This is a genomic window from Litoreibacter sp., assembly GCF_039974535.1.
Classification (GTDB): domain Bacteria; phylum Pseudomonadota; class Alphaproteobacteria; order Rhodobacterales; family Rhodobacteraceae; genus Litoreibacter.
Genome location: NZ_JBDWIU010000010.1, coordinates 74,678 through 98,648, shown reverse-complemented (window position 1 = coordinate 98,648; position 23,971 = coordinate 74,678). Strand labels below are relative to the sequence as shown.

Sequence of the window (23,971 nt, the reverse complement as noted above, 5' to 3'; positions counted from 1 at the left end):
CTATTGGGTCAGACGGTATTCAACCAGCTCGGTACGCTGAAAAAACTTAAAGTTATCGTCGGCAATCATAGTCACATGGATCACCCCTTCGGGGGTGGCCCACACCGCAATACCTTCCAGATTGTCATGCGACCCGCCGGTCGTTTCCAGCAGTTCGCGCTCATCCGTGAAGGCGTTGCCCTCTAGCTTGAAACTGCGTACCCGCGTGGCGAACCCGTTCAGGCCCTTTAGCTCTCGCTCCAGCAGGTAAAAACGCCCATCAGGGCCAAAATCCGCGCCAACTGGTAAAAACCCGTCTCGTCTAGGGATGCGAAGCTGCCGATCCCAGCGCCCACCTCGAAAACGGAAAACAGGAAACGGGCGGTTCAAATCACCTGACCGCTCGGGCAGTGTGTAAAGCACACCCGCCTTGTCGATAGCCAAGGCTTCCAGCGAGGAGTTGCTTTGCAATGCCCCCGTCCACGGAATGTCAGGCAATCGCCGCGCCGCATCATTTAGCCCACTGTAAGCCAGAACGCGGTGAGTGCCCTCAAATGATATGTAGATCGTCCCGTCGGGCGAAATCGCCGCCCCCTCCGCATCTGTCCGGAAGCTGCGCAAAGGCGCTCCCTCGGAATTTTGGAGTAGCTCAAACCGGAGATTTTCCAAGCCACGGATGCGGCCATCGCGCCGAACCACGCGCCCCTCAGCGATCAAGCCCTTGTCGCTCGTCGTGATAAATTGCACGCCATCGCGGCTTAGCTCCAATGAGGAGAAGCCGCCAAAGCCATCCACTTGGCTACGCCAACCGAACCGGCTGACAAACTCCAAGGATTGCCCGTATGCAATTCCCGAAGAAAGCGCCAGCGCGGCAAGCGCTAGTTGGAGTTCAGGACGCCAACGCATGCTTTAGGCAAATCTGCGACCCGCAACTCACGTCGCACTTTGGCGGTCGTTTTGGGTGGGTTTTTCGGAGGGGGCGGCGGGTTCAAAATGTTGTTCACCCATTGTTGTGCATCCGCGCAGCCATCACCCGCTGGCGGGGCCGCTTGGTTGACGCAGTTCGTTGATCCAGCTGGGCAGCTAAGCCTAACATGGAAATGGTAGTGATGCCCCCACCAAGGCCGGATTTTGCGCAACCACGCCCGCTTGCGCTTGCTGCGGGCTTTCTCGTCCTTGCACATTTGCACTTTGGCGCCGGGGAACACAAAGATACGCGCAACCCGCGGGTCACTTGCGGCTGCTTTCAGAATTTCGTGGTGCGCGCGGGTCCAGTTTTTGTTCACAAACGCACCCTCGGCGCGACGCATGGAAATCGCCGAGATGTTTTCGCGCTGGTTGCGGTTCAAATTCACGCGGCCAACAGGGTTCATCCAAATATCGGCATCCAAACCAATTTGGTGGCTGCGGTGCCCCGTCAGCATCGGCCCGCCACGCGGTTGCGAGAAGTCGCCGAAATACAAGCCCTTCCAGCCCTGCTTAACCGCAACTTGGCTCAGCTTCTTGCTGAAATCGATAAGTTCGGGGTGCCCCCAATTTCGGTTGCGCGACAGGCGCATCGATTGCCAAGTCGGGCCGGTTTCCGGCATCTGGACAAGACCCGCCGCGCAGCCATTCGCATAGGAGCCATGCGCGGCCGCCGGTTGATTAGAGCCGTCTCGCTTGGCCCCGAAATGTTGCTTGGCAAGTTGCTGCGCATTCGCAGTACCAGCCATGCAGCTTATCGCTAAAGCTACGCCAACTAAGCTTCGGATTCCCATATTGCGTCGTCCTCTCCGTCCGGTTTTACCCAGATTAGCAGGACCAGCCCCAAAAGGAAGAGCCCGATAAGCGGGGTTACACCAATCCGCTGCGATCCCGATAGCGCGGACGTCGCCGCAATCAAGGCAGGCGCAAGAAATGAAGTCGCCTTGCCCGCCAATGCGTAAAGCCCGAAGGCCTCGGTCATACGCGCGGGGTTGGCTTGGCGTACCATCATCGTACGTGACGCGGATTGGATCGAACCACCCGCTGCCCCCACCAAAATGCCCGCAAGATAGAACGCAATGTCCGACGCTGTGCGCCCTGCAACGAGACCCTCGTCAGACACCATCACTCCGTAGATCGATGTAGGCGTGATCATCACAATGGAAATCGCGGCAATTATAAGCGCCACAATGGATATCAAAATCACCGGCTTTGGTCCAAATCGGCTGTCGGCGCGGCCACCCAAATAGGCGGCAATAGCGCCGCCAATAACCGCTAGAATGCCAAACACACCGGTGTCGACAACGCTCCAACCCAAAACGCCCACCGCATAAAAGCCACCAAACGTGTACATCCCGTTCAGCGCGTCGCGGTACAGCATCGAAGACGCGAGGTAATTCGCAAGGCTTGGGCTTTTAGGCAGCTTTCGAATGGTGCGCCCCAATTCAATCAAGGCGGTCTTCGCCACACCTTTCACGCGGGCCGGTTGCTCTTTTGGTTCGCGCACCCACATGTAAAACGGGATCATAAACACCAAGAACCAGATCGCCGAAAAGACACCGACAAAGCGCGTTCCCTCGCGGTTCTCGTAATCTAGGCCCCCCAATGGATGCTGCCCGATCAGTGTCAAACCTTCGCTGTTTTCCGCCAAAAACAGCAGGGCGAAGACCAGCGCCATCAGGCCGCCAAGATACCCGATAGCCCAACCCGAGCCGGATATACGTCCGATTTCTTCGCGGCTCCCCAGATCCGGCAGCATGGCATTCGTGAAGATGGTCGCGAACTCCATGCCGACCAACCCAATGATGAACGCCCCCATGACCAGTGTCATGTTAAAGCCTTCCGGATAGGCAAACCAAGTGCTTGCCGCACCGATCGCATATAGCAGCGAGAACGCCCAAATATACGGAAGCCTGCGCCCGCTGTTGTCCGCCAATGCACCAAGAACCGGCGCGGATACCGCGATGACCAGCCCCGAGATCGCCAGCACCCAGCCCCACGCGCTTTGCGCACTGGCCTTTGCAAGCTCCTCTTCCAAGCCACTGGACATATACTGAGCGGTCACGACTTCGGCGAAATAGGGGCCAAATATAAAGGTAAGAAGCAGCGTGTTATACGGCTGGGAAGCCCAGTCGAACATGAACCATCCCCAAATGCGCTTCTTTGTAGGTATCGTCATTGTAGTTTTTCCCAGCATAGTCCCATTGAACTAGTGCCAACCGGCTTGCCAAGGCAAGGAATAACTTACCTTTTGGAACAGGCGAGGCGCGACTTCTGCATCAAAACGGCGGCCAAGGTCGCTGGGATTCGGCTTCTACCCAAGCAGTGACCCAACCGGGGAATTCTGGGGCCTCCACTTCCACATCCAAAGACTTCATTACTGTCTGAGGGTTAACTATGCCGCCCTTCCCCGTCACCGCTGATCTGTACAAGATATGTGACGTTGCCTCGCCTCGCACCCACATCGATTGTTCCAGATACAGAAATCGATCATCCCAGCACACCGCGCGTGATCGCATCTCAATCCGGTCAAACATTCGAACGCGGCGGCGATACCGTACCGACGCCCCCGCCATGGTCAAACCCCATCGATTTTCTTTCAGCATTTTGAGCAAACCAACGCGCATCCCCAACGGCATTCGCCCCATGTCATAAATGGTGAGGGTGCGCCCGTTGTTCAGTTCGCGCCAAAGATCCAAATCCCACGGCCAGCAGATGTGGTGCGAGACATGGGTGTCCGTCAGGCCAAGCGGCGGGTCATTGCGGTGGCGAAGGAATTGAAAAATCAGGCGAAGGAATGGGTACATGTCAGCTCCTTGATTGCCGCGAAAAATGCCCTAATTTCACTTCGCGTCAACTACGACATCGCGTCACACCTTGCGCACGGACCGCGCGGGGCTTACCTACTTCGCAACCTTTGAGCGGAGAGCCTAAATGACAAGCCTGTTTCAAATCCTGATGATGATACTCGGTGTGGCCCGCACGGTCATCTTCATCCACTTCATTATGAGCTGGCTCATTAGTTTCGGCGTGCTGAACATCCGCCAGCCGATCGTCGCGCAAATTTGGGAAGGGTTGAACCGATTGCTAGAGCCGCTCTACGGCCCGATCCGCCGTATGCTGCCACAGATGAGCGGCATTGATCTAAGCCCCATCGTTGCATTGCTGGGCATTTACGCGCTGCAAATCATTCTATCGAACAACGCCGCGCTCTTTTACTAAGCGCGGCGCTTAATGCTTAGTGGGTGAATGCAGCCGCATTGCCCCAAAGCTGTTTCACGCGCTGATCACGTCCGCAGGCATTGCGGTACTTCTTGTAAGCCACAGCCTTCGTGCGCGGCCCAAAACGGGTGATGATAAGCTTGTCTTGCTTATAGTAGTCCTGATGGTAGCTAGACGCAGGATAGAAAGACGACGCGTTGTGAATTGGCGTTACGATCTTCTTGCCCAATGCGGCTTCAGCCTCGGCCTTAGCTGCCTCTGCGGCTTTGCGCTCCGCCGCGTTGTTCACGAAAATAGCGGTGGTGTAGCTATGGCCGCGATCACAAAACTGCCCACCGGCATCCGTCGGGTCAATCGAGCGGAAGAACAGATCATACAGCTTCTTTGGCGAGGTTTTGGAGGGGTCGTAGTCAATCTGAACCGCCTCAAGGTGGCCTGTGCCGCCCGCCGTCACCTGCTTGTAATCGGGATTCTTGGCCTTACCGCCAGCAAAGCCGGACACGGCTTCTTTCACGCCCGGCACGCTCTCGAAGTCGCTTTCAACGCACCAGAAGCACCCACCGGCAACGGTGATTTTGGCGGCTTGTGCCTGCTGGGCGGACACGCCGCCAAGTACGGCAAGTGTCAAAACTGCAGCGCTACGACGAAACATTGCGAAGGGGGTCATTGGGATAGCTCCTGTGGATTTATTACCCCCAGAGGTAACGTTCCCACCCCTAGTTTCAATTAAAGTTCACGTGAAGCGATGTGACTAAAGGCCGTTGATATACTCTTCAATGGCATCAACCCGCTCAGCACTTGATGGGTGCGTGGACTTCCATTGCGGGGGCTCGGAGCCGCCGAACCTTCCATCCAAATCCTTGAAGAACCGTTTCAATCCAGCAGGGTCAAATCCGGCAGCGTTCGACAATCTTAGTCCGAACTCATCGGCCTGAGTTTCCTGCGCACGGCTGAACGACAGCGACAACAATACGTTGCCCTCCAACACGACGTCTTCCAAAATTGGCCCCACATCGCCCGCCAAAAACGCGATCAGCACATACATGCTCAGTGACCGGTATATACGCTTTAGCCCGTGCTGCTCCACCACATGGCCGATCTCATGGCCCAGCACGCCCGCAATAACGTCGGCATCGGGGAAGTCTTCCACGAAAGCGTCCGTCATCACCATCGTGCCACCTGGCAAGGCGAAGGCGTTCGGCCCCATGCCCGGCACATTGCGGAACAGCAAATCAAAGCTGTGCTCTTGCTGCACGTCATCTGGCAGGGAGCTAACAAGCCTATGGTAGATCTTCTCCACCTCGGTCTTTTGATCATCTGTCAGCCTCGATGGTTCCGCCATGGCGAAATCAATGGTCTGTAAGCTGCCAACATCGATCTGTTCAATCACGGCGGGCGGCGTCACCGCAATCGCGGCCGAGGCCATGATGTCCAACCCGTAGCGCCACAGAACCCACGCCGCTGCGAGGCACAAAGCAACAACGCCAAACAAACGTCTGTTGAAGCCTTCGTAGTGGTGCAAGATCGAGCCACGCGTTTGACCTGTTAAGGCCTCAATCGCCGCGTGGTCAGTTGTCTCAAAAACCGTGCCGTCGGGGAAGGTCAACTTGCGCGGGAGCGACCCCAGCGGCGCGTCAATTTTCAGCTCTGACAGGTGAGCGCTGCCCAATACAGCCCGCTCATCATTTTGGATATCCACCCAAAGGTCTTCACCACCTTCACGCGTGACAAGCCGCGCAGGCTGGCGATAGGAGGTACGCGCCGCAAAAGCATGGCCTCGAAGGCCCGGAAGTTGCGGCGCGTCACCCATGACTTAAATCGGCAAGCCGACGTCGATACCTTCAAGATCGGTAAATGCGTCACCCATTGCGCCGCCAGCTTTTTGCTGTTGGGTCACAAAGTCATCCATCGAGCCGCCCGGAATGAAGCCCGTGTGATCCGCCAGATAGCGCGCCATACGAACCTGCGCCCAAGGCAGCATCAAGAACAAGGTGAAGATCACAACGACCATGTTGGAGACAGCCAACCACAACAACGCAGGTGCGGTCACGTTCGATACAAACTTGTGGCCGCCTTCAAGGCTGGTGTTGTTGTAGACCGCGTTCCGCGTCAGCGCTTGGTACAAAAATGTCGCTGGCAAAAATGCTACGAAAAAGAGGACGTAGAATAGCGCAATCATGGGTGCCCCTTGTGTCGAACCATTCTCCAAGCTGTCCATCGCATAGGCAAACTCTGTGAAGTTAAAACCCGTCAAGCTGACACCAACGAGGCCCACAACGACGATCCACGCGATTGCAACAAGAAGCGCTTTGTAGAAAGGCCCTAACCCGACCTCCATGCTGAATTTTGCTTGGCCAAGCTTGTGGTTGTTGATCGAGAAGCGCTTGAGCGCACGATCCCAAATTGGGAAGGTTGTGTACAAGGTCAGCGCCATCAAGAGCGGATAGACAAGGAACACGAGGAAGGCTTGCCCAACGCTGCCAACAAAACCAAAGCGCACGTTAGAAAAACTGGTCATCCGCGCGTTAAACGCCAAGGAACGTACGATCAGCCATGGGTATGCAACCAACAACCCAAGCAACAGCACGATCCCAATGATCGGACTAATCGTTGTCAGGACCTGAAGAACAACAACGGCCACAATCACGATTAAGCGGCCTATAAAGATTTGCTTGCCCGTCGCGTGATAGTCGAAGTTACGGCCTTCGATATATGTATGGTTATGGAAGTATTTCTTCGTGCGGACCTTGGCCCAAGCGGAGTAAACGCCCAGCGTCACGATGCTCAAAAGTAGGTTAACGATCCAAATGCCAAACCACTCTTTGGCATTCCCTGTAAACTGAAACGGCTTTGCGCCTGATGGTAAACTATCACTCATGGTAAAATCCTCTATGTACAATGACGTCTTTTTTTCGACGTTCTTACCTCAGGTCAACATGTTTGTGAATCCTTTGTGTGAATGATATTTTCGCTGGCCCAATCCCAAAAATCAGGCTCTATGCTTTTCAGGAGATACATATGCCAGATCACCAAACCACCCTCCAAGCCGAAGAAGACGCCCGCAACGACGCGATTCTGATCTATGTGGACGGGCAAGCCAAATGAAGATCGCCATGTGGTCTGGCCCGCGCAACCTGTCGACAGCGATGATGTACAGCTTTGGCAACCGCCCCGACATGGAAGCGATGGACGAGCCGTTTTACGCGCCATACCTCAAGGCGTCGGGCATCAATCATCCGATGGGCGCGGAGATCATGGCGGCCCATGAAACCGACCCCGTCAAGGTTGCCGCAACCTGCGACGCGCCGCCTGAGCAGCACCGCTACATGAAGCACATGCCCCACCACATGCTGGACGGGGTTCCATTGGATTGGGCGGCGGATTGCGTGAACATCCACCTGATCCGCCACCCTGCCCGCGTCATTGCCAGCTATGCCGCCAAACGCGAGAACCCAACGCTGGAGGACATCGGCTACTCCCAGCAAACCGCGTTGTTTGAGCGCATCGGCGGCTATGTCATCGACAGCCACGACATTCGCGAAAACCCGCAAGCGGCGTTGCGCACCTTGTGCGAGGTCATCGGGCTGCGGTTCTGTGACGCGATGCTGTCTTGGACCGCTGGTCCCAAAGAGTTTGACGGGGTGTGGGCCGCGCATTGGTATGGGGCGGTGCATCGCTCCACGGGCTTTGCGGGGGCCGAAGGTCCATTGCCGGAATTGAGCGCCGAGGCCGCCGAACTATGCGAAAAAGCGCTGCCGCACTACGAGGCGTTGAAAACCCGCAAGTTGCTATTCAAATCATAATTGGCGGGGTTTTGATCTGATTGCGTTTACAGGTTCTCAACACCCGTAAACGCAATTCAGAAATATGGTGGCGGATCAGCGGATAAAAGTTAACGCCAAACCGCGTGAGGTAACCCATGGGTTACCTCAGCTTTTAGTTAAATTACGACTTCAAACGCTTGTCACGTGCCGCCAGTAGCTTCAAACGCAGCGCGTTCAGCTGGATGAAACCAGCCGCATCCGTTTGATCATATGCGCCTGCATCTTCTTCAAACGTCACATGCGCCTCGGAATACAGCGAGTGATCGGACCAACGCGCAACCGTGCGGGCAGAGCCTTTGTAGAGCTTCAGACGCACCGTGCCGGTGACGTGCTCTTGGCTTTGATCGATCAAAGCTTGCAGCATTTCGCGCTCTGGCGAGTACCAGAAACCGTTGTAGATCAGCTCTGCGTATTTTGGCATCAGCTCGTCTTTGAGGTGCGCCGCACCGCGGTCCAAAGTGATCGACTCGATGCCGCGGTGGGCTTCCAGCAGCAATGTGCCGCCCGGTGTCTCGTAGACGCCGCGCGACTTCATGCCGACGAAACGGCCCTCAACCAGATCAAGACGGCCACACCCGTGCTTGCCGCCCAGCTCGTTCAGCTTGGTCAGGATCGTCGCAGGGCTCATCGCCTCGCCGTTGATGGACACCGCGTCGCCGCTCTCGAAACCAACTTCGACGAACTCCGGCTCGTTCGGCGCATCTTCAGGGTGCACCGTGCGTTGGTAGACGTAATCAGGCGCCTCATCCGCAGGATCCTCCAGCACTTTACCTTCGGAGGAAGTGTGCAGCAGGTTCGCATCAACCGAGAAGGGCGCTTCGCCGCGTTTGTCTGTCGCGATCGGGATTTGGTTCTGCTCGGCGAATTCCAGCAGGCGCGTGCGCGAGGACAGGTCCCACTCACGCCAAGGCGCGATCACTTTGATGTCGGGGTTCAGCGCGTAGGCCGCCAGCTCGAAGCGCACTTGGTCGTTGCCCTTGCCAGTTGCCCCGTGGGACACGGCGTCAGCGCCGGTCTCGGCTGCGATCTCGACCAGACGTTTGGAAATCAGTGGGCGCGCGATGGAGGTGCCCAGCAGGTACAGGCCTTCATAAACCGCGTTGGCGCGGAACATCGGGAAGACAAAGTCACGCACGAATTCTTCGCGGATGTCTTCGATGTAGATGTTCTCGGGCTTGATCCCCAGCAGCTCGGCTTTCTTGCGAGCTGGCTCCAGCTCTTCGCCTTGGCCAAGGTCAGCGGTGAACGTCACCACTTCGCAATTGTATTCGGTTTGCAGCCATTTCAGGATAATGGACGTATCGAGGCCACCGGAATAGGCGAGCACTACTTTTTTAGGGGCGGACATTGGGCGTCTCCGGCTAAGCTAAAGGTCGCCAAGGGCGATAGCGCCAATGTCACAGGGGCGCAAGGGCGTGCGTGCCCCCGATTGACGCCAAAGCGGTTTACCCGCAGGGTCTGCGGAAAATCAAAAAGCAAACCCAGAGGCATTATGCGGCAGGCAATCGATTTCTTTAGCTATGGGGTCACCCAACTGTTCACCAACTTTGGCGCGGCACTTCGCCTGACGGGCCTCATTTGGATCGCGGCCAAGCTAATTATCGTCGCGCTCGGTTTAATAATGATCGGAACGGCCGACACCGCAACTGGTTTGGCCCCTGATGCAGAGGGCGAAATCCCTGGCTTGGCGGCCACCTTCACAGTCATGTCTTTCCTTATTACTTTTTTGGCAACCGCTTGGATTTCCCTTATGTGGCACCGGTTTTGCCTTGGCGCCGATACCCCACAAGGCGCGGTTCCATCGCTTAAAGGCCTACCGTTCACCAACTATCTATTCAGCTTGCTGCTGCTGGTGGTTGTGATGGCAGGGGCTGGGCTGATACTTGGATTTGCCGAGCGCGCCCTACAGCCAGTGCTTCCATTCACGGCTGCGTTGGCTCTTCCATTGGTGATAATTTTTATCATCCTTTGGCTTTTCTTGCGGCTTGCGACCATCTTGCCCGCGACGGCAGCAGGCCAAGTTTTGTCGATCAAGCAAGCCTGGAGCGGATCGCGTGGGAAATCAATTTGGCTCCTCACCGTTCTGGCATTCATAATGGCAATAATTCTGACACTGCCAACAATCTTGATTCCCAGCTTACCGATTCTCAAGGTCATCATCAGCTTTGTGACCTCTTGGCTGGCGGTCTTGATCGGCACGGGCTGGCTGGTCGCCATTTTCAGGACCATCCCACTGGAACGAAAATGACACTGTTCAAAGATGCGGCCGAGGCTGCGACCCGCGAGATGCGTGGAGTATTCGAATCGACGCCATTGCAACTCAACGACTACCTGTCGGAGCTTTACGGCGCGAAAATCTATCTGAAACGCGAGGACCTATCTCCGGTACGGTCCTACAAAATCCGTGGCGCGTTCAACGCCATGACAAAGCGCCGTGAAAGCCACCCCGAACAGCAGAACTTTGTATGCGCCAGCGCGGGAAACCACGCCCAAGGGTTTGCCTACACGTGCCGCCATTTCGGCGTAATGGGGGAGGTTTTCATGCCGATCACCACCCCTCAGCAGAAAATAGACAAGACCAGAGCCTTCGGCGGCGACTTCGTGAAAATCCGCCTGATCGGGGACTACTTCGACCAAACCCTAAAAGCCGCCCAAGAGCATTGCACCCAAATCGGCGCGCATTTTCTGGCGCCCTTCGACGACCCAGATGTAATAGAGGGCCAAGCCTCGGTCGCAGTAGAGATTGAAGCCGAATTAGGCGCGGTCCCTGATATGCTACTTTTACCCGTCGGCGGCGGCGGCCTATCAGCTGGCGTGACGCGGTACTTCAACGAGGCTGGCGCGAAGATCGACTTTCGCTATGTCGAACCCGTGGGCGGCGCGTCGTTAACCGCAGCATTGGCGCAGGGCGAGCCGGTTAACCTGCCCCAAGTCGACACATTTGTTGATGGCGCAGCGGTGGCGCAGATTGGCCACCACACATTTGAGCAGCTCAAACAGGTCGACCCCCAGCATGTATTGTTGGCACCGGAGAATCGCATCTGCGGCACCATGATCCGCCTTCTCAACGTCGAGGGTATCGTTCTGGAACCCGCCGGCGCCTTGGTTATCGACGTGTTGGACGAGTTGGCCAGCGAGGTTAAAGGCAAGACCGTGGTCTGCGTGACCTCCGGCGGGAACTTTGACTTTGAGCGGTTGCCCGAAGTGAAGGAGCGCGCCCAGCGCTATGCGGGCTTGAAGAAATACCTAATCCTACGCATGCCCCAACGCCCCGGAGCGTTGAAGGATTTCCTAGGGCTGCTCGGGCCCGACGATGATATCGCGCGGTTTGAATACCTCAAGAAATCTGCCCGAAACTTTGGGTCTGTTTTGATCGGCATTGAAACCAAAGACCCCGACGCCTTTGCCCGCCTTTTCCAATCTATGACCGACGGCGGGTTTGAGCATCGCGACATCACTAACGACGATATCTTGGCGGAGTTCTTAATCTAACGCCTTTGCGATTAGCTCCGTCTTGGATAGCTGGTATTCCGCTGCCAGCTTTCCCGCTGACACGGCGAGATTACCGTTCTCCATCTGCTCACACAGCAATCGCAGGCTCTCAAAACCCAAGTTTGCAGCACTGCCTTTCACGAAATGCAAATCATCCGCGACGGATGCTCCGGCATCGCCTTGCATGGCGTCGAGCTTTTCGCCAACCTCTTCCAGAAACAGGGTGACGATCTCTTCGAAATCTTCCGCACCCAGTTCATCTTTCAGCTCATTTACCCGCGACCAATCCAACATCATTCTATCCGGCGTTTCTTCGTTCATGGATGATCTTGAACCCGACAAATTAACGATCCGTGATTGAGACAATTGTAGTGAATGCAATTGTAAGTTTCACCTTCCTTTAAGTCTTTCGACGCTCTGTAGGCCGCATGTTAAATGTAGTTCCCACGAACAAAGCCGTGACAGTCGCTGAACAATCCTCCCCCATCGGGTGGGACGACGTCAGTGACACTAACCCTGCACTTCCACAACGGGTTCTCGTGGTGGATGACAGTAAGATGCAGCGACGGCTGCTCACCGCCAACCTACGAAAGTGGGGATACGAGGTTTTGGAAGCAGCCTCGGGCCAAGAAGGTTTGGCCATCTGCCAAGAACAAGATGTATCCCTGATCTTGAGCGATTGGGTTATGCCTGAAATGTCAGGTCCTGAATTTTGTCGCGCCTTTCGCGAACTCGCGCAGGACAACTACGGATACTTCATCTTGTTAACCAGCAAGGGCAGCAGTGATGAAGTCGCGCAAGGTTTGAACTCCGGAGCGGATGATTTCCTGACCAAACCCGTTAGCTCTGGCGAACTGCGCGCCCGCCTTCGGGCCGGAGAACGGGTGTTGAAAATGCAAGCCGCGTTGATCGACAAAAATGAAATCGTGAATTCCACGTTGAAACGCATAGAAACCCTCTATGACGCCTTGAACCATGATCTTTCGGAAGCGCGACACCTTCAGCAATCCTTAGTTCGCGAAACCGACATCACCATCCCTGAAGGACGCATCGGCTTGAACCTAACCCCTAGCGGCCATGTCGGTGGTGACTTGGTGGGGAAATTTCGCATTAACCCGCATAGCGTTGGGTTATTCTCACTTGATGTGTCCGGACATGGGGTAACATCTGCCTTAATGACTGCGCGTCTTGCGGGATATTTAAGCGGCCTCAGCCCAAGTCAAAACATGGCCATTCGTCAGGTTGGATCTGGCGAATTCATCGCGCGTGATCCAGCAGATACAGTCAGCGATTTGAACGAACTGCTCCTCCGAGAACTCGAAACTGAGCATTATTTCACCATCGCCTTATGCATCGTGGATTTAAAGACGGGGGAGATGCACAGTGTGCAGGCAGGACACCCGCATCCTGTTCTGCAACGGCAGGGCGAAAATGCACAGTTGTTAGGTGAAGGTGGGATGCCGGTTGGATTAATCCCCCAAGCCCCCTTCACATCTTTCAAAGTACAACTTCAACCCGGAGACCGCGTGGTCCTTCACTCTGATGGGATCACTGAGGCCGAAGACCCGCAGGGAAACATGTTTGAAGAAGAGGGGTTCCTATCCTTCTTGGAAGACACCCGTTACGCAGAAAACCATGACCTACTGAATCAATTACTGACCAAACTACGGACCTACACCCGTAAGGACGAATTTGATGACGATGTATCGGCACTTATTTTTGACTATCACGGCCCTGCGACATGAATGTTGCGGTTAAAGCCCGAACACGGATTTCACGAAATGCCGGTCCCCCTCATTTCCCAACAACCGCGCCGCATCGCTGGGAGACATCCAAAGCGCGGTGTGTCCTTGCTCCAGCGGGGGGCCTTTGCATAGAACTGGGCGCGCCAAATAAATGCTGCACAACTTCTCGGCCCAGTAACCATAATCTGGCATGTAAACAAATCGCCGGAACGCGCCAAGCTTACGGGGGCTGGCTATCGTCCAACCCGTTTCCTCCATCACCTCGCGGTGCAACGCGGGGATCGGGTGCTCGCCGGGATCGATACCGCCACCTGGGAGTTGCACCTCCGGCTCCTCCCCGTCTTGAATTGTTGTAAGCAAATCTGTCCCATTCCACAAAATGGCATAGGCCCCCGGCCTGCGCCGGTAGGGTTTACCGGGCTGAAAACTCTCGCCAAAACGCCTGATCATATTACCACTCCGTCATGCATCTGACGCGCCCCCCTTGGGGAATGGATTGTCGCGCCTATCTAGACACGGTATGCCAACCCCTTAGGCGTAAGGAAACCCCATGACCCTTGGACAAAAAATTGCGTGGGACGACACAGTCCTCCCATTCCAGCTGGATAAAATCGACATCCGTGGCCGCGTGGCACGGCTAGATGGCGTGTTGGACGGCGTGTTGGAACAACATGACTATCCCCCATTGGTCGAGGCCATGGTGGCCGAAGCCGCATTGCTAACGGCCTTGATCGGGCAAACGATCGACTTGCGTTGGAAATTGTCGATACAAATTCGCGGCGACGGCCCATTGCGCCTGATCGCGACGGATTACTACGGCCCGACCGAAGAGGGCGAGCCTGCCCGCATTCGCGCCTACGCCAGCTATGACAAAGAAACGCTCGACTTGAAGGCTGATCCGTTTGGCCAAATTGGCAAAGGCTTCTTTGCGATACTGATCGACCAAGGCAACGACATGAAGCCCTACCAAGGCATCACCCCGCTGGCGGGTGGCAGCCTGTCGGCCTGTGCGGAGACTTACTTCGCGCAATCCGAGCAGCTACCCACGAAGTTTTCGCTGACCTATGGCCGCTCCATCGAGCCGGGCGAGGTGGAAAGCTGGCGCGCAGGTGGCGTCATGTTGCAACACATGCCGAAAGCCTCGCCGTTGATGGCGAAAGGCGAGGCCGAAAGCGAAGACGGGCTGCTCACCGCGAACGACATTCTGGATGGCGACGATGGCGACAATTGGAACCGCGCTAGCATCTTGTTGGATACGGTTGAGGAATTGGAATTGATCGGACCAAGCATTGCGCCGACCGACCTATTGTTCCGCCTGTTCCACGAAGAAGCCCCCGTCGTGTATGACGCGCAGCCGGTCAAATTCGGCTGCACCTGTTCAAAGGAAAAGGTGCAGCAAAGCCTGTCGATTTACTCGGCCCGCGACCTTGCACATATGACCAAGGAAGACGGCACATTGACCGCCGACTGCCAGTTCTGCGGCGCGCATTACGTGATGGACCCGAAAGCCATGGGCTTCGAGGCACAGCCCCGTGACGACGGCAAGTGATCAAATCAAACTCGTGGAGGCTGCGCTGGCGAACCCCGGCGCGGCCACATCTGACTTTGATCTGAACCCAAACATCTCCTTGCCCGACAACCGCGTCTTGCGAGACGCCGCCGTCCTTGTTGGACTGATGCCATCCCACGACGGCGCGCGAGTTGTGCTGACCAAACGATCCTCCGCGTTGAAGCATCACCCCGGGCAGATTGCCTTTCCGGGCGGCAAACGTGATGGAGATGAAGACTTGACCACAACCGCCCTGCGCGAAGCCGAGGAAGAGATCGGGCTGGACCGCAATAAGGTGCGTCTGATTGGAAGTCTGCCCACCCATGAAACCGTGACCAGCTTTCAGGTCACCCCACATGTGGGCGTGATTGACGGCCCGTTTGACGCGGTGGTCGAGGCCGGTGAAGTCGCGGAGATGTTCACCGTACCATTGGCCCATGTTTTGAACCCCGATAATTATATTATTGAGGGGCGACGCTGGCGCGGACAACGGCGACATTACTTCGTGGTGCCTTACGGGCCCTACTACATTTGGGGTGCTACGGCGCGGATGTTGCGATCCTTGGCCGAGCAGGTTCAGCAATGACCCGCATCACCGGAAACTGGATAGATACCCCCGCAACCCAAGCGGTCTTTGATCTGTTGGAGACCACCGGCCACCAAGGGTATTTCGTCGGCGGCTGTGTGCGAAATGCCTTGTTGGGTGTCTCCGTTTCCGACATCGACATCACCAGCGCCGCGACGCCTGATTTGGTGGTAAATGCGGCCAAGGATGCTGGGCTAAAGGTCATCCCCACCGGCATTGATCATGGCACGGTGACCGTCATGTCAGGCGACATCGCGCATGAAATCACCACCTTTCGACGCGACGTAGAAACCGATGGGCGGCACGCGGAAGTGGCGTTCTCTGCGTCGATGGAAGAGGACGCGGCGCGGCGGGACTTCACCGTGAACGCGCTATATGCGGACCGCACCGGCGTGGTGTTTGACCCCGTGGATGGCCTGCCTGATTTAGACGCACGACGGTTCAAATTCATCGGCGACGCCGACGCGCGGATCGCCGAGGACTACCTGCGCATCCTTCGCTTTTTCCGCTTTCACGCGTGGTATGGCGACGCGGCGGCTGGCTTGGACGCGAACGCATTGGCGGCTTGTGCCGCAGGTGTGGACGGGTTGGAGGGGCTGTCCGGCGAACGCGTTGGCAGCGAGATGTTGAAACTTTTGAGGGCACCAGACCCCGCACCCGCCATGGCTGCAATGGCGCAGGCGGGCGTGTTGGCGCGCGTCATGATGGGCGCTGATGCGAAGGCCCTGCCGATCTTGGTGCATCTGGAAGCGGGCCGCGCACCAAGTGCTGCGCGGCGTGTGGCATGCGTGGGCGGCTTCGGCTTGAAAGAGGCTTGGCGCTTGTCAAATGCGGAGGCCAACCGGATTGATGCGTTGCGGGGCATGGTCGGGGACATCACGGGGCTGCCCGAGATCGCCTACCGCCACGACGAAACGCTCGCGTGGGATGTGGCGTTGCTACGTGGGGCGTTGTTTGAGCAACCACTAGCGCCCGACACGGATGTGTTAATCGAGCGTGGTGCCAAGGCCAGCTTCCCTGTGAAGGCCAACGACTTGATGCCGAAGTTTGAAGGCCCAGCCTTGGGCGCGAAACTTAAAGATTTGGAGGCCCGCTGGATCGCCTCTGGATTCGGCCTAAGCAAATCAGAGTTGCTTGCATGAGCTTTGATCCGCTTTACGCCTTTGTGTTTGCGGGCCTGTTTTCACCCGGTCCAAATGTCATACTGCTGACCACATCGGGCGCGCGGTTCGGGTTTAGGCGCACCTTGCCGCATGTCTTGGGCGTGGCGGCTGGCGTTGGAATTACCTCGGCGCTGACTGGCTACGGCATCGGCGCATTATTGCTGGCCCATCCTGCGTTGACCTTCGCGTTGAAATGCTTGGCCGCTGCGTGGATATTGTGGATGGCGTGGAAGCTGTTCCGCTCTACCAGAGGGCCGCAAGCACAAGATCAAGGACGCGACCGACCCTTTACCTTCATCGAAGCCGTCTTGTTTCAATGGGTGAACCCGAAGATTTGGGCAATCGCGATGGCGGCCTCCTCTGGCTACGCGGTTGGCTTGTCACCCATACAAGAAGCGGTCAGGCTTGGCACCGCGTTCTCGGGCATTAACCTGTTTGTGTGCCTGTTTTGGACATTCGCCGGATCGCTTTTAGCCGTACTGATGACAAAGCACGCGTGGTGGCGCGGATTTATGAGCATAATGGCCTTTGCATTAGCGGCTTCGGCTGTCATGGTTTTCCTATAGCTCGCAGCCGACACCATAGAGGCTGCCACAGAGGTTTCAATGTTTCGGTTTCTAGAGAATTTGGTGGACCCATATGGTCCGTATGACGAGGTGGACGCCCCGCCGCGCAAGCTTTGGCCGTTCCTGTTGTCGTACTCGCAACCGTTCAAAAAGGTGTTCGTCTGGGCCGCCTTGCTGTCGCTTGCGGTGGCGGTGGTAGAGGTTGGGCTGATCTATTATATGGGCCGCGTCGTGGACATTTTGTCCTTGGGTGAGCCGTCTGAGGTACTGAGCCAATACGGCACTGAACTGATCCTAGCCGCCCTGTTTATTGTGTTCCTGCGCCCGCTGATACAAGCCGCCGACGTGGGCATCCTGAACAACGCCATTTTGCCGAACTACGGCACCTTGTTCCGCTGGCGTGCCCATAAGCATGTCTTGCGCCAATCCGTGGGCTGGTTCGAGAACGACTTCGCGGGCCGCATCGCCAACCGTATTATGCAGACACCACCCGCTGCGGGGGAAGCCGTTTTTCAGGTGTTCGACGCGATCACCTTCTCGCTGGCCTATGTCGTGGGCGCGGTCATCTTGCTGACGGAGGCGGACCCGCGCCTGGCCATCCCCTTGGTGATTTGGCTAGGGCTTTACGCCTGCTTGGTGTCGTGGACGATGAAACGTGTGGGGCCTGCCTCCAAGGCATCGTCGGACGCGCGGTCCATGACCACGGGGCGGATTGTGGACAGCTACACCAACATCCACTCGGTCAAACTATTCGCGCACCATGACGGCGAGGTGCAATTCGCCAAGGAGGCGATAGAGAAGACCCGCCAAACCTTCGCCCGCGAGATGCGGTTGTTCACCATCATGGACGTCATGCTGGTCACCCTAAACGGCCTTTTGATTGTGGGCGTCGTCGGCTGGGCAATTTGGCTGTGGTCCCTAGGGCAAGCCAGCGTCGGGGCGGTTGCTGCGGCCACCGCGCTGACCTTGCGACTGAACGCCATGACGGGGTGGATCATGTGGGCGTTGTCGACATTCTTCCGCTCCCTTGGGGTCGTGTCGGAAGGGATGGAGACCATCGCGCAACCCATCGCTTTGGTCGACGCCAAGGGGGCCGAACCGCTGGCGCTAACGGACGGAGTGGTCGAATTTAAGGGTCTAACACACCATTATGGTCGTGATCATGGCGGATTGGACGCCTTGTCGCTGCGCATTGCCAATGGCGAAAAGGTGGGGCTGATCGGGCGCTCGGGGGCAGGGAAATCCACCCTTGTGAAGCTGCTTTTGCGTTTCTACGACCCCGAGGGGGGACGCATTGAGATTGACGGGCAGGACATCACCCGTGTGACCCAAAACAGCCTTCGACAGGTGACGGGCATGGTGAGCCAAGACAGCTCGCTGCTGCACCGCTCCGTGCGCGACAACATCCTTTATGGCCGTCCCGACGCCTCCGAGGCCGACATGCTCGAGGCCGCCAAACGCGCGGAAGCGCATGAGTTTATTCTGGACCTTGCCGACCCTGAAGGGCGCACCGGATACGACGCCCATGTGGGTGAGCGCGGGGTCAAACTGTCGGGTGGGCAACGCCAACGTATTGGGCTGGCGCGGGTGATCTTGAAAGATGCCCCCATCCTCGTGTTGGATGAAGCCACGAGCGCCTTGGACAGCGAAGTAGAGGCCGCAATTCAAGACACGCTTTACGGCGTCATGAAAGGGAAGACCGTCATCGCTATCGCACACCGTTTAAGCACCATCGCCCATATGGACCGGATTGTGGTCCTCGACGGTGGTAAAATCGCCGAGGAAGGCACACATGAAGAACTGCTGGCCAAAGCGGGGCTTTACGCCGGCTTCTGGGCGCGTCAATCAGGCGGCTTCTTGAACACGGAGGGTGCGCAATGATGGACCTATTGCTCGCGAAGTTAGAGCCACTTCTGAAGCGCTTGGGCGACGCCATTGACCCGTTCAAGGAAGCGGGTGGGCCACCGCCGCGCACGCTGTGGGAATTCGTCAAATGGTGCCTTGCGGGATCTTGGCCCGTGCTCATCCTTGCCGCCGTATTCTCTGCGCTTGCAGGCACAATGGAGGCGGTCACGGCCATGCTTTTGGGCTGGGTCATTGACGCCGCAGCCACCACAGGTCCGGTCGGGTTCTTTTCCCAAAACTGGCCGTTGGTCGCGCTGTTCATTGGCTTCTTCTTGATCCTGCGCCCGCTGTTCTTTGGCATGAGCGCCGCCTTCAACGGCATCGTCGTGCCGCCCAATGTGTACCCGTTGATCCAAAGCCGGTTGCACCGCTGGACCCTTGGCCACTCAGTCGACTACTTCGACAGCGACTTCGCGGGGCGCATCGCACAAAAGCAGATGCAAACCGCACGTGCGTTAACCGATGTCACCGCCGAGACGATCAACGTGGTGGCCTTTGCTTTGGCCTCCATTGTGGGGTCGGTTCTGCTGCTAAGCACCATCAGCGGCTGGGTCGCGGTGACCTTGGCGGTCTGGCTGGTGGGCTACATCCTCATGATCAGCTGGTTCATGCCACGCATCCGCAAACGCTCCGCCGCGCGGGCGGGGGCGCGTACCATGGTGACGGGGCAAGTCGTGGACACGATCACCAACATCAAGACCGTCAAGCTGTTCGGGCACTCCAAGTTCGAGGACCAATCCGCCCTAAGCGCCATGGGTGTCCTGCGCGACCGCGCGTTGGAATTTGGCCGACTGTCCACCGGCTTCCGCTTTGCCCTGATGACCACCGCGGGCGTGCTGCCGGTGCTACTGATCGGCGGCACGGTAATGCTGTGGCAGTCCGGCGTGGCCACCACGGGCGACATTGCCGCCGCTGGCGCGATCTCGATCAGGATTGCGCAGATGACGGGTTGGGTGAGCTTCTCGCTGATGGCCATGTACGCCAATGTGGGCGAGGTCGAGGACGGGATGCGCACCCTAACCCCGCCCCATGCGCTGCTGGACAAACACGGCGCGAAAGCCTTGGATGTGCCTTCGGGCGAGGTGCTATTCGACCAAGTCACCTTCCGCTATGGCCGCGAGCTGGGCGGTATTGACGACGTGACATTGACCATTCCATCCGGCGAAAAGCTGGGGCTGGTTGGGGCATCGGGCGCGGGGAAATCGACGCTGGTGAGCCTGCTTTTGCGCCTCTACGACCCCGAGACGGGGGCCGTGCGCATTGACGGGAAAGACGTATCCGCCGTGACCCAAGAAAGCCTGCGCCAGAGCATTGGGATGGTCACGCAGGAAACCTCGATGTTCAACCGCTCTGCCCGCGACAACATCATGTATGGCCGCCCCGACGCCACCGAAGAGCAAATGATCGACGCCGCCCGCCGCGCCGAGGCGCATGAGTTCATTTTGGACCTAGAGGACCACAAAGGGAACAAAGGCTACGGCGCCTATCTGGGCGAGAGGGGCGTCAAGCTGTCGGGCGGGCAACGCCAACGGATCGCCTTGGCCCGCGCCTTGCTGAAGGACGCGCCGATCTTGGTGCTGGACGAAGCCACAAGCGCGTTGGACAGCGAAGTAGAGGCCTCCATCCAATCCGCGCTAGAGAACGCAATGCAGGGCAAAACCGTCATCGCCATCGCCCACCGCCTAAGCACCATCGCCCGAATGGACCGGATCGTTGTGCTGGAAGCTGGGCAAATTGTGGAGGATGGCACCCATACGCAGCTGCTAGAGCAGGACGGACTTTACGCTCGCTACTGGCGGCGACAGTCGGGCGGGTTTATAGGGATTGCCGAAGCAGCCGAGTAAGCACCCATGACACAGACCATTTTGCGACTGAACCACAAAGGCGAAGGCGTCGTCGAGACCGGCGCGCCAATCCCGCGCGTGCTGCCTGACGAGGTGGTGGAAGACGGGCGCATTGTGACGCCGTCGACGGACCGCGTGGCCGCCCCTTGCCGCCACTACAAAAGCTGCGGCGGCTGTGCGATGCAGCACGCCAATGACGACTTCGTGGCGGATTGGAAAACGGATGTGATCCGATTGGGACTATCTGCGCGCGGGATCGAGACGGACATTCGCCCGATCCTGACCTCACCCACACAATCGCGCCGCCGCGCCACCTTGCATGGCCGCCGCACCAAAAAGGGCGCCATGGTCGGCTTCTTTGGGCGCGGATCGGATGCACTGATCGAAGTGACAGACTGCAAGCTATTGGATCCCGCCTTGATCGCCGCCTTCCCCGTGTTGGAGGAACTAACAATCGCCGCCGCCTCGCGCAAAAGCACCGTGGGGCTGGCAGTGACCCTGTCCGAAAACGGCTTGGACATAGACATCAAAGACGCCAAGGAATTACAGCCGCAAAGCATCTTGGAGCTATCGGCCTTGGTCGAGCGCCACAAACTGGCACGCCTGAGCTGGGACGGCGAGGCCGTGGCCACCCGTGAGCCAGCCATTCAGACCTTCGGAGCAGCCAAAATCAGCCCCCCGCCGGGCGCGTTTTTGCAGGCGACGGCGCATGGGCAAACCGTTCTGGGTGACTGCGTGACCGAAGCCTTGGGCGACGCCAAACAAGTGGTGGATATGTTCGCAGGGTGCGGCACCTTCACATTGCCCGCCGCCGAGAAGGCGGAAATCTGGGCCTTGGAGGGCGAGGAAAGCCTGATCGCCGCGATGGACGCCGGCTGGCGCATGGCGACGGGTTTGAAAAAGGTCACGAGCGAAACCCGCGACCTGTTCCGCCGCCCGCTGCTGCCGCAAGAGTTGCGCAAAACGGATGCGGTTATCATTGACCCCCCACGCGCGGGCGCAGAGGCACAATCGATTGAGCTGGCCCAAAGCAATGTGAAACGGATCGCGGCAGTGTCTTGCAACCCGATCACCTTCGCGCGGGACGCGGAAATCCTGATCAAGGGCGGATATAAGCTAGACTGGGTTCAGCCTGTCGATCAATTCCGCTGGTCGTCCCATGTGGAACTCGCCGCGCAGTTTACCAAGGCTTAAGCGCGGCGCGTAGCTATGTCGGCGATGCCCAAAACCTCTAGCACCTTCGTCTCGATCTGAGGTGCGTTGAGTGCCGCAGTCGCATACATATCCTCGGGGCTGGACTGGTCGATAAAGACATCCGGCAACACCATAGAGCGATACTTGAGCCCGCCATCGAATACACCGTTTTCGGCCAAAAGCTGCGCCACATGAGAGCCGAAGCCGCCGACGGCGCCTTCCTCGATTGTGATCAAAGCTTCGTGGGTTTGGGCCAAGTTAAGAATAGCGTCTTGGTCCAGTGGTTTGGCGAAACGCGCATCGACAATCGTGGGCGTGATGCCCTTCGCGGCAAGGTTTTCAGCAGCGATCATCACCTCTGACAAACGGGTCCCGAAAGATAGAAGCGCCACGCGGCTGCCGTCTTGGATCGGGCGGGATTTGCCGATTTCCAGTACTTCGCCCTTTTCCGGCATCTCGACGCCCGCGCCTTCACCACGTGGATAACGGAACGCAATCGGGCCATCATCATAGGCAACAGCGGTGGCAACCATATGGACCAGCTCGGCCTCATCGGCGGCGGCCATGACCACCATGTTAGGCAAGTTCGCCATAAAGGCGATATCGAAACTGCCTGCGTGAGTGGCCCCATCAGCGCCGACCAATCCGGCACGGTCAATCGGGAAGCGCACGGGCAGGTTTTGCAATGCCACGTCATGCACAATCTGATCATAGCCACGCTGCAGGAAGGTGGAATAGATCGTGCAAAACGGCTTCATACCGCCGGCAGCCAGACCGCCTGCGAATGTGACCGCGTGCTGCTCGGCAATACCAACATCAAAGGTGCGCGACGGGTAGCGTTCTGCCATCAGACTGAGGCCCGTGCCATCGGGCATTGCGGCGGTAACCGCGACGACCTTGCTATCCTCAGCCGCGTGATCGACCAGCGCCTTGCCGAACACAGACGTGTAGCTGGGCGCGTTGGAGGGGGACTTCTTCTGCTTCCCAGTAATGAAGTCGAACTTTGCCGTGGCATGACCACCGTCGGCGGCACTTTCGGCGGGCCCGTAGCCCTTGCCCTTTTTCGTGATCACATGGATCATCACAGGCCCATCGGCGCGGAGCTTTACGGTCCGCAAAACGGCCATCAGTTGTTCCATGTCGTGGCCGTCAATGGGGCCGACATAGGAAAAGCCGAGCTCTTCAAACAATGTACCACCCACCGTGGCCGATTTTAGCAATTCCTTGGCGCGGCGCGCACCTTCTTGGAATGGCTCGGGCAGCAGGGACACCGCACCTTTGGCGGCGGCTTTGAACTCTTGGAATGGCGCACCCGCATAAAGACGCGACAAGTAGGACGACATAGCGCCCGTGGGGGGCGCAATGGACATCTCGTTGTCATTGAGAATGACGATCATACGCTTCTTCAGGTGGCCCGCGTTGTTCATCGCCTCAAACGCCATGCCCGCACTGATAGACCCGTCGCCGATCACGGCAATACAGTCGCCAAGCCCATGTTCAGGCGCACCACCAAGATCGCGGGCGACCGCCATGCCGAGGGCGGCAGAAATCGACGTAGAGGAATGCGCGGCACCGAACGGATCATAGGGCGATTCCGTGCGTTTGGTGAAACCAGACAAGCCGTCTTTCTGGCGAATAGTGCGAATGCGTTCGCGACGGCCAGTAATGATTTTGTGAGGATAGCATTGATGAGACACATCCCAGATCAGGCGATCCTTAGGGGCCTCGAACACCGCGTGAATGGCGACGGTCAACTCAACCACACCCAGACCCGCCCCAAGGTGGCCGCCGGTTTCAGACACCGCGTGAACCGTTTCCAGACGCAATTCATGCGCGAGCTGGGTCAGCTCCGCGTCGGACATGCCTTTCATGTCGGCGGGTGTGTTCACCCGATCCAGCACTGGTGTTTGCGGTCTATCGCTCATCTAAGTCGTCC

The 23,971-nt window shown here is 57.6% G+C and carries 24 protein-coding genes; 13 read left to right on the top strand and 11 right to left on the bottom strand.

Annotated elements, in window-relative coordinates:
* The 4 genes from ABJN86_RS08020 to ABJN86_RS08005 all read right to left on the bottom strand — a co-directional run bounded on the left by ABJN86_RS08020 (position 1) and on the right by ABJN86_RS08005 (position 3,752).
* Entirely contained in the window at positions 1–885 is an 885-nt protein-coding gene (locus ABJN86_RS08020; protein WP_348366145.1) for an esterase-like activity of phytase family protein, read from the bottom strand.
* Positions 858–1,694 (bottom strand): penicillin-insensitive murein endopeptidase, encoded by an 837-nt coding sequence (mepA, locus tag ABJN86_RS08015; RefSeq protein ID WP_348366143.1) that lies wholly within the window; start codon positions 1,692–1,694, stop codon positions 858–860. The genes ABJN86_RS08020 and mepA overlap by 28 nt, the downstream gene beginning before the upstream one ends.
* 26 nt (positions 1,695–1,720) lie before the next feature.
* Positions 1,721–3,124, bottom strand: coding sequence for an MFS transporter (locus ABJN86_RS08010; protein WP_348366142.1), 1,404 nt, complete (start codon positions 3,122–3,124; stop codon positions 1,721–1,723).
* Positions 3,125–3,224: 100 nt separating this feature from the next.
* Positions 3,225–3,752: an acyl-CoA thioesterase gene (locus ABJN86_RS08005; RefSeq protein ID WP_348366140.1), complete on the bottom strand. Its 528-nt coding sequence runs from the start codon at positions 3,750–3,752 to the stop codon at positions 3,225–3,227.
* Between the two features lie 127 nt (positions 3,753–3,879).
* Between ABJN86_RS08005 and ABJN86_RS08000 the strand changes: the two genes are divergently transcribed.
* Positions 3,880–4,167, top strand: coding sequence for a YggT family protein (locus ABJN86_RS08000; RefSeq protein ID WP_348366138.1), 288 nt, complete (start codon positions 3,880–3,882; stop codon positions 4,165–4,167).
* A 16-nt stretch (positions 4,168–4,183) separates the two neighbouring features.
* Here ABJN86_RS08000 and msrA read toward each other — a convergent pair whose 3' ends face one another.
* The 3 genes from msrA to ABJN86_RS07985 form a co-directional block, all read right to left on the bottom strand.
* Positions 4,184–4,834 (bottom strand): peptide-methionine (S)-S-oxide reductase MsrA, encoded by a 651-nt coding sequence (msrA, locus tag ABJN86_RS07995; RefSeq protein ID WP_348366136.1) that lies wholly within the window; start codon positions 4,832–4,834, stop codon positions 4,184–4,186.
* A gap of 84 nt (positions 4,835–4,918) precedes the next feature.
* Entirely contained in the window at positions 4,919–5,977 is a 1,059-nt protein-coding gene (locus tag ABJN86_RS07990; RefSeq protein WP_348366134.1) for a M48 family metallopeptidase, read from the bottom strand.
* Positions 5,978–5,980: 3 nt separating this feature from the next.
* Entirely contained in the window at positions 5,981–7,045 is a 1,065-nt protein-coding gene (locus ABJN86_RS07985; protein WP_348366132.1) for a YjgN family protein, read from the bottom strand.
* A 77-nt stretch (positions 7,046–7,122) separates the two neighbouring features.
* Here ABJN86_RS07985 and ABJN86_RS07980 point away from each other — a divergent pair, with 77 nt between their 5' ends.
* Both ABJN86_RS07980 and ABJN86_RS07975 read left to right on the top strand, forming a co-directional pair.
* Entirely contained in the window at positions 7,123–7,272 is a 150-nt protein-coding gene (locus ABJN86_RS07980) for a hypothetical protein (protein ID WP_348366131.1), read from the top strand.
* On the top strand, positions 7,269–7,970 hold the full coding sequence (locus tag ABJN86_RS07975) for an HAD family hydrolase (RefSeq protein WP_348366129.1): 702 nt from the start codon (positions 7,269–7,271) through the stop codon (positions 7,968–7,970). The genes ABJN86_RS07980 and ABJN86_RS07975 overlap by 4 nt, the downstream gene beginning before the upstream one ends.
* Before the next feature lie 142 nt (positions 7,971–8,112).
* On the opposite strand, the gene ABJN86_RS07970 is transcribed toward ABJN86_RS07975, so the two are convergent.
* Positions 8,113–9,339, bottom strand: a complete 1,227-nt coding sequence (locus ABJN86_RS07970; protein ID WP_348366127.1) for an argininosuccinate synthase — start codon at positions 9,337–9,339, stop codon at positions 8,113–8,115.
* 144 nt (positions 9,340–9,483) lie between these two features.
* Between ABJN86_RS07970 and ABJN86_RS07965 the strand changes: the two genes are divergently transcribed.
* The gene (locus ABJN86_RS07965) at positions 9,484–10,239 is read left to right on the top strand and encodes a hypothetical protein (protein ID WP_348366125.1); all 756 of its coding nucleotides are present in this window, start codon (positions 9,484–9,486) and stop codon (positions 10,237–10,239) included.
* Entirely contained in the window at positions 10,236–11,483 is a 1,248-nt protein-coding gene (ilvA, locus tag ABJN86_RS07960; protein WP_348366123.1) for a threonine ammonia-lyase IlvA, read from the top strand. Before ABJN86_RS07965 ends, ilvA begins: the two co-directional genes overlap by 4 nt.
* On the opposite strand, the gene ABJN86_RS07955 is transcribed toward ilvA, so the two are convergent.
* Positions 11,475–11,804, bottom strand: a complete 330-nt coding sequence (locus ABJN86_RS07955; RefSeq protein ID WP_348366121.1) for an Hpt domain-containing protein — start codon at positions 11,802–11,804, stop codon at positions 11,475–11,477. The genes ilvA and ABJN86_RS07955 overlap by 9 nt on opposite strands.
* Before the next feature lie 107 nt (positions 11,805–11,911).
* Between ABJN86_RS07955 and ABJN86_RS07950 the strand changes: the two genes are divergently transcribed.
* Positions 11,912–13,228 (top strand): SpoIIE family protein phosphatase, encoded by a 1,317-nt coding sequence (locus ABJN86_RS07950; RefSeq protein WP_348432223.1) that lies wholly within the window; start codon positions 11,912–11,914, stop codon positions 13,226–13,228.
* 9 nt (positions 13,229–13,237) lie between these two features.
* On the opposite strand, the gene ABJN86_RS07945 is transcribed toward ABJN86_RS07950, so the two are convergent.
* Positions 13,238–13,678, bottom strand: coding sequence for an NUDIX hydrolase (locus ABJN86_RS07945; protein ID WP_348366118.1), 441 nt, complete (start codon positions 13,676–13,678; stop codon positions 13,238–13,240).
* A gap of 100 nt (positions 13,679–13,778) precedes the next feature.
* Here ABJN86_RS07945 and ABJN86_RS07940 point away from each other — a divergent pair, with 100 nt between their 5' ends.
* Genes ABJN86_RS07940 through ABJN86_RS07910 form a run of 7 tightly spaced genes read left to right on the top strand, consistent with a single transcriptional unit; the run spans position 13,779 to position 22,035 of the window.
* Entirely contained in the window at positions 13,779–14,777 is a 999-nt protein-coding gene (locus tag ABJN86_RS07940) for an Hsp33 family molecular chaperone HslO (RefSeq protein WP_348366116.1), read from the top strand.
* On the top strand, positions 14,761–15,363 hold the full coding sequence (locus tag ABJN86_RS07935; protein ID WP_348366115.1) for a CoA pyrophosphatase: 603 nt from the start codon (positions 14,761–14,763) through the stop codon (positions 15,361–15,363). Before ABJN86_RS07940 ends, ABJN86_RS07935 begins: the two co-directional genes overlap by 17 nt.
* The gene (locus ABJN86_RS07930; RefSeq protein ID WP_348366113.1) at positions 15,360–16,505 is read left to right on the top strand and encodes a CCA tRNA nucleotidyltransferase; all 1,146 of its coding nucleotides are present in this window, start codon (positions 15,360–15,362) and stop codon (positions 16,503–16,505) included. Before ABJN86_RS07935 ends, ABJN86_RS07930 begins: the two co-directional genes overlap by 4 nt.
* Positions 16,502–17,092, top strand: a complete 591-nt coding sequence (locus ABJN86_RS07925) for a LysE family translocator (RefSeq protein WP_348366112.1) — start codon at positions 16,502–16,504, stop codon at positions 17,090–17,092. The genes ABJN86_RS07930 and ABJN86_RS07925 overlap by 4 nt, the downstream gene beginning before the upstream one ends.
* A 39-nt stretch (positions 17,093–17,131) precedes the next feature.
* Positions 17,132–18,973: an ABC transporter ATP-binding protein gene (locus ABJN86_RS07920; protein WP_348366110.1), complete on the top strand. Its 1,842-nt coding sequence runs from the start codon at positions 17,132–17,134 to the stop codon at positions 18,971–18,973.
* Positions 18,970–20,841, top strand: coding sequence for an ABC transporter ATP-binding protein (locus tag ABJN86_RS07915; RefSeq protein ID WP_348366108.1), 1,872 nt, complete (start codon positions 18,970–18,972; stop codon positions 20,839–20,841). The genes ABJN86_RS07920 and ABJN86_RS07915 overlap by 4 nt, the downstream gene beginning before the upstream one ends.
* A gap of 6 nt (positions 20,842–20,847) precedes the next feature.
* The gene (locus ABJN86_RS07910) at positions 20,848–22,035 is read left to right on the top strand and encodes a class I SAM-dependent RNA methyltransferase (RefSeq protein ID WP_348366107.1); all 1,188 of its coding nucleotides are present in this window, start codon (positions 20,848–20,850) and stop codon (positions 22,033–22,035) included.
* Here the strand turns inward: ABJN86_RS07910 and dxs are convergent.
* Positions 22,032–23,960 (bottom strand): 1-deoxy-D-xylulose-5-phosphate synthase, encoded by a 1,929-nt coding sequence (dxs, locus tag ABJN86_RS07905; RefSeq protein ID WP_348366105.1) that lies wholly within the window; start codon positions 23,958–23,960, stop codon positions 22,032–22,034. The genes ABJN86_RS07910 and dxs overlap by 4 nt on opposite strands.
* Between the last annotated feature and the right edge of the window lie 11 nt (positions 23,961–23,971).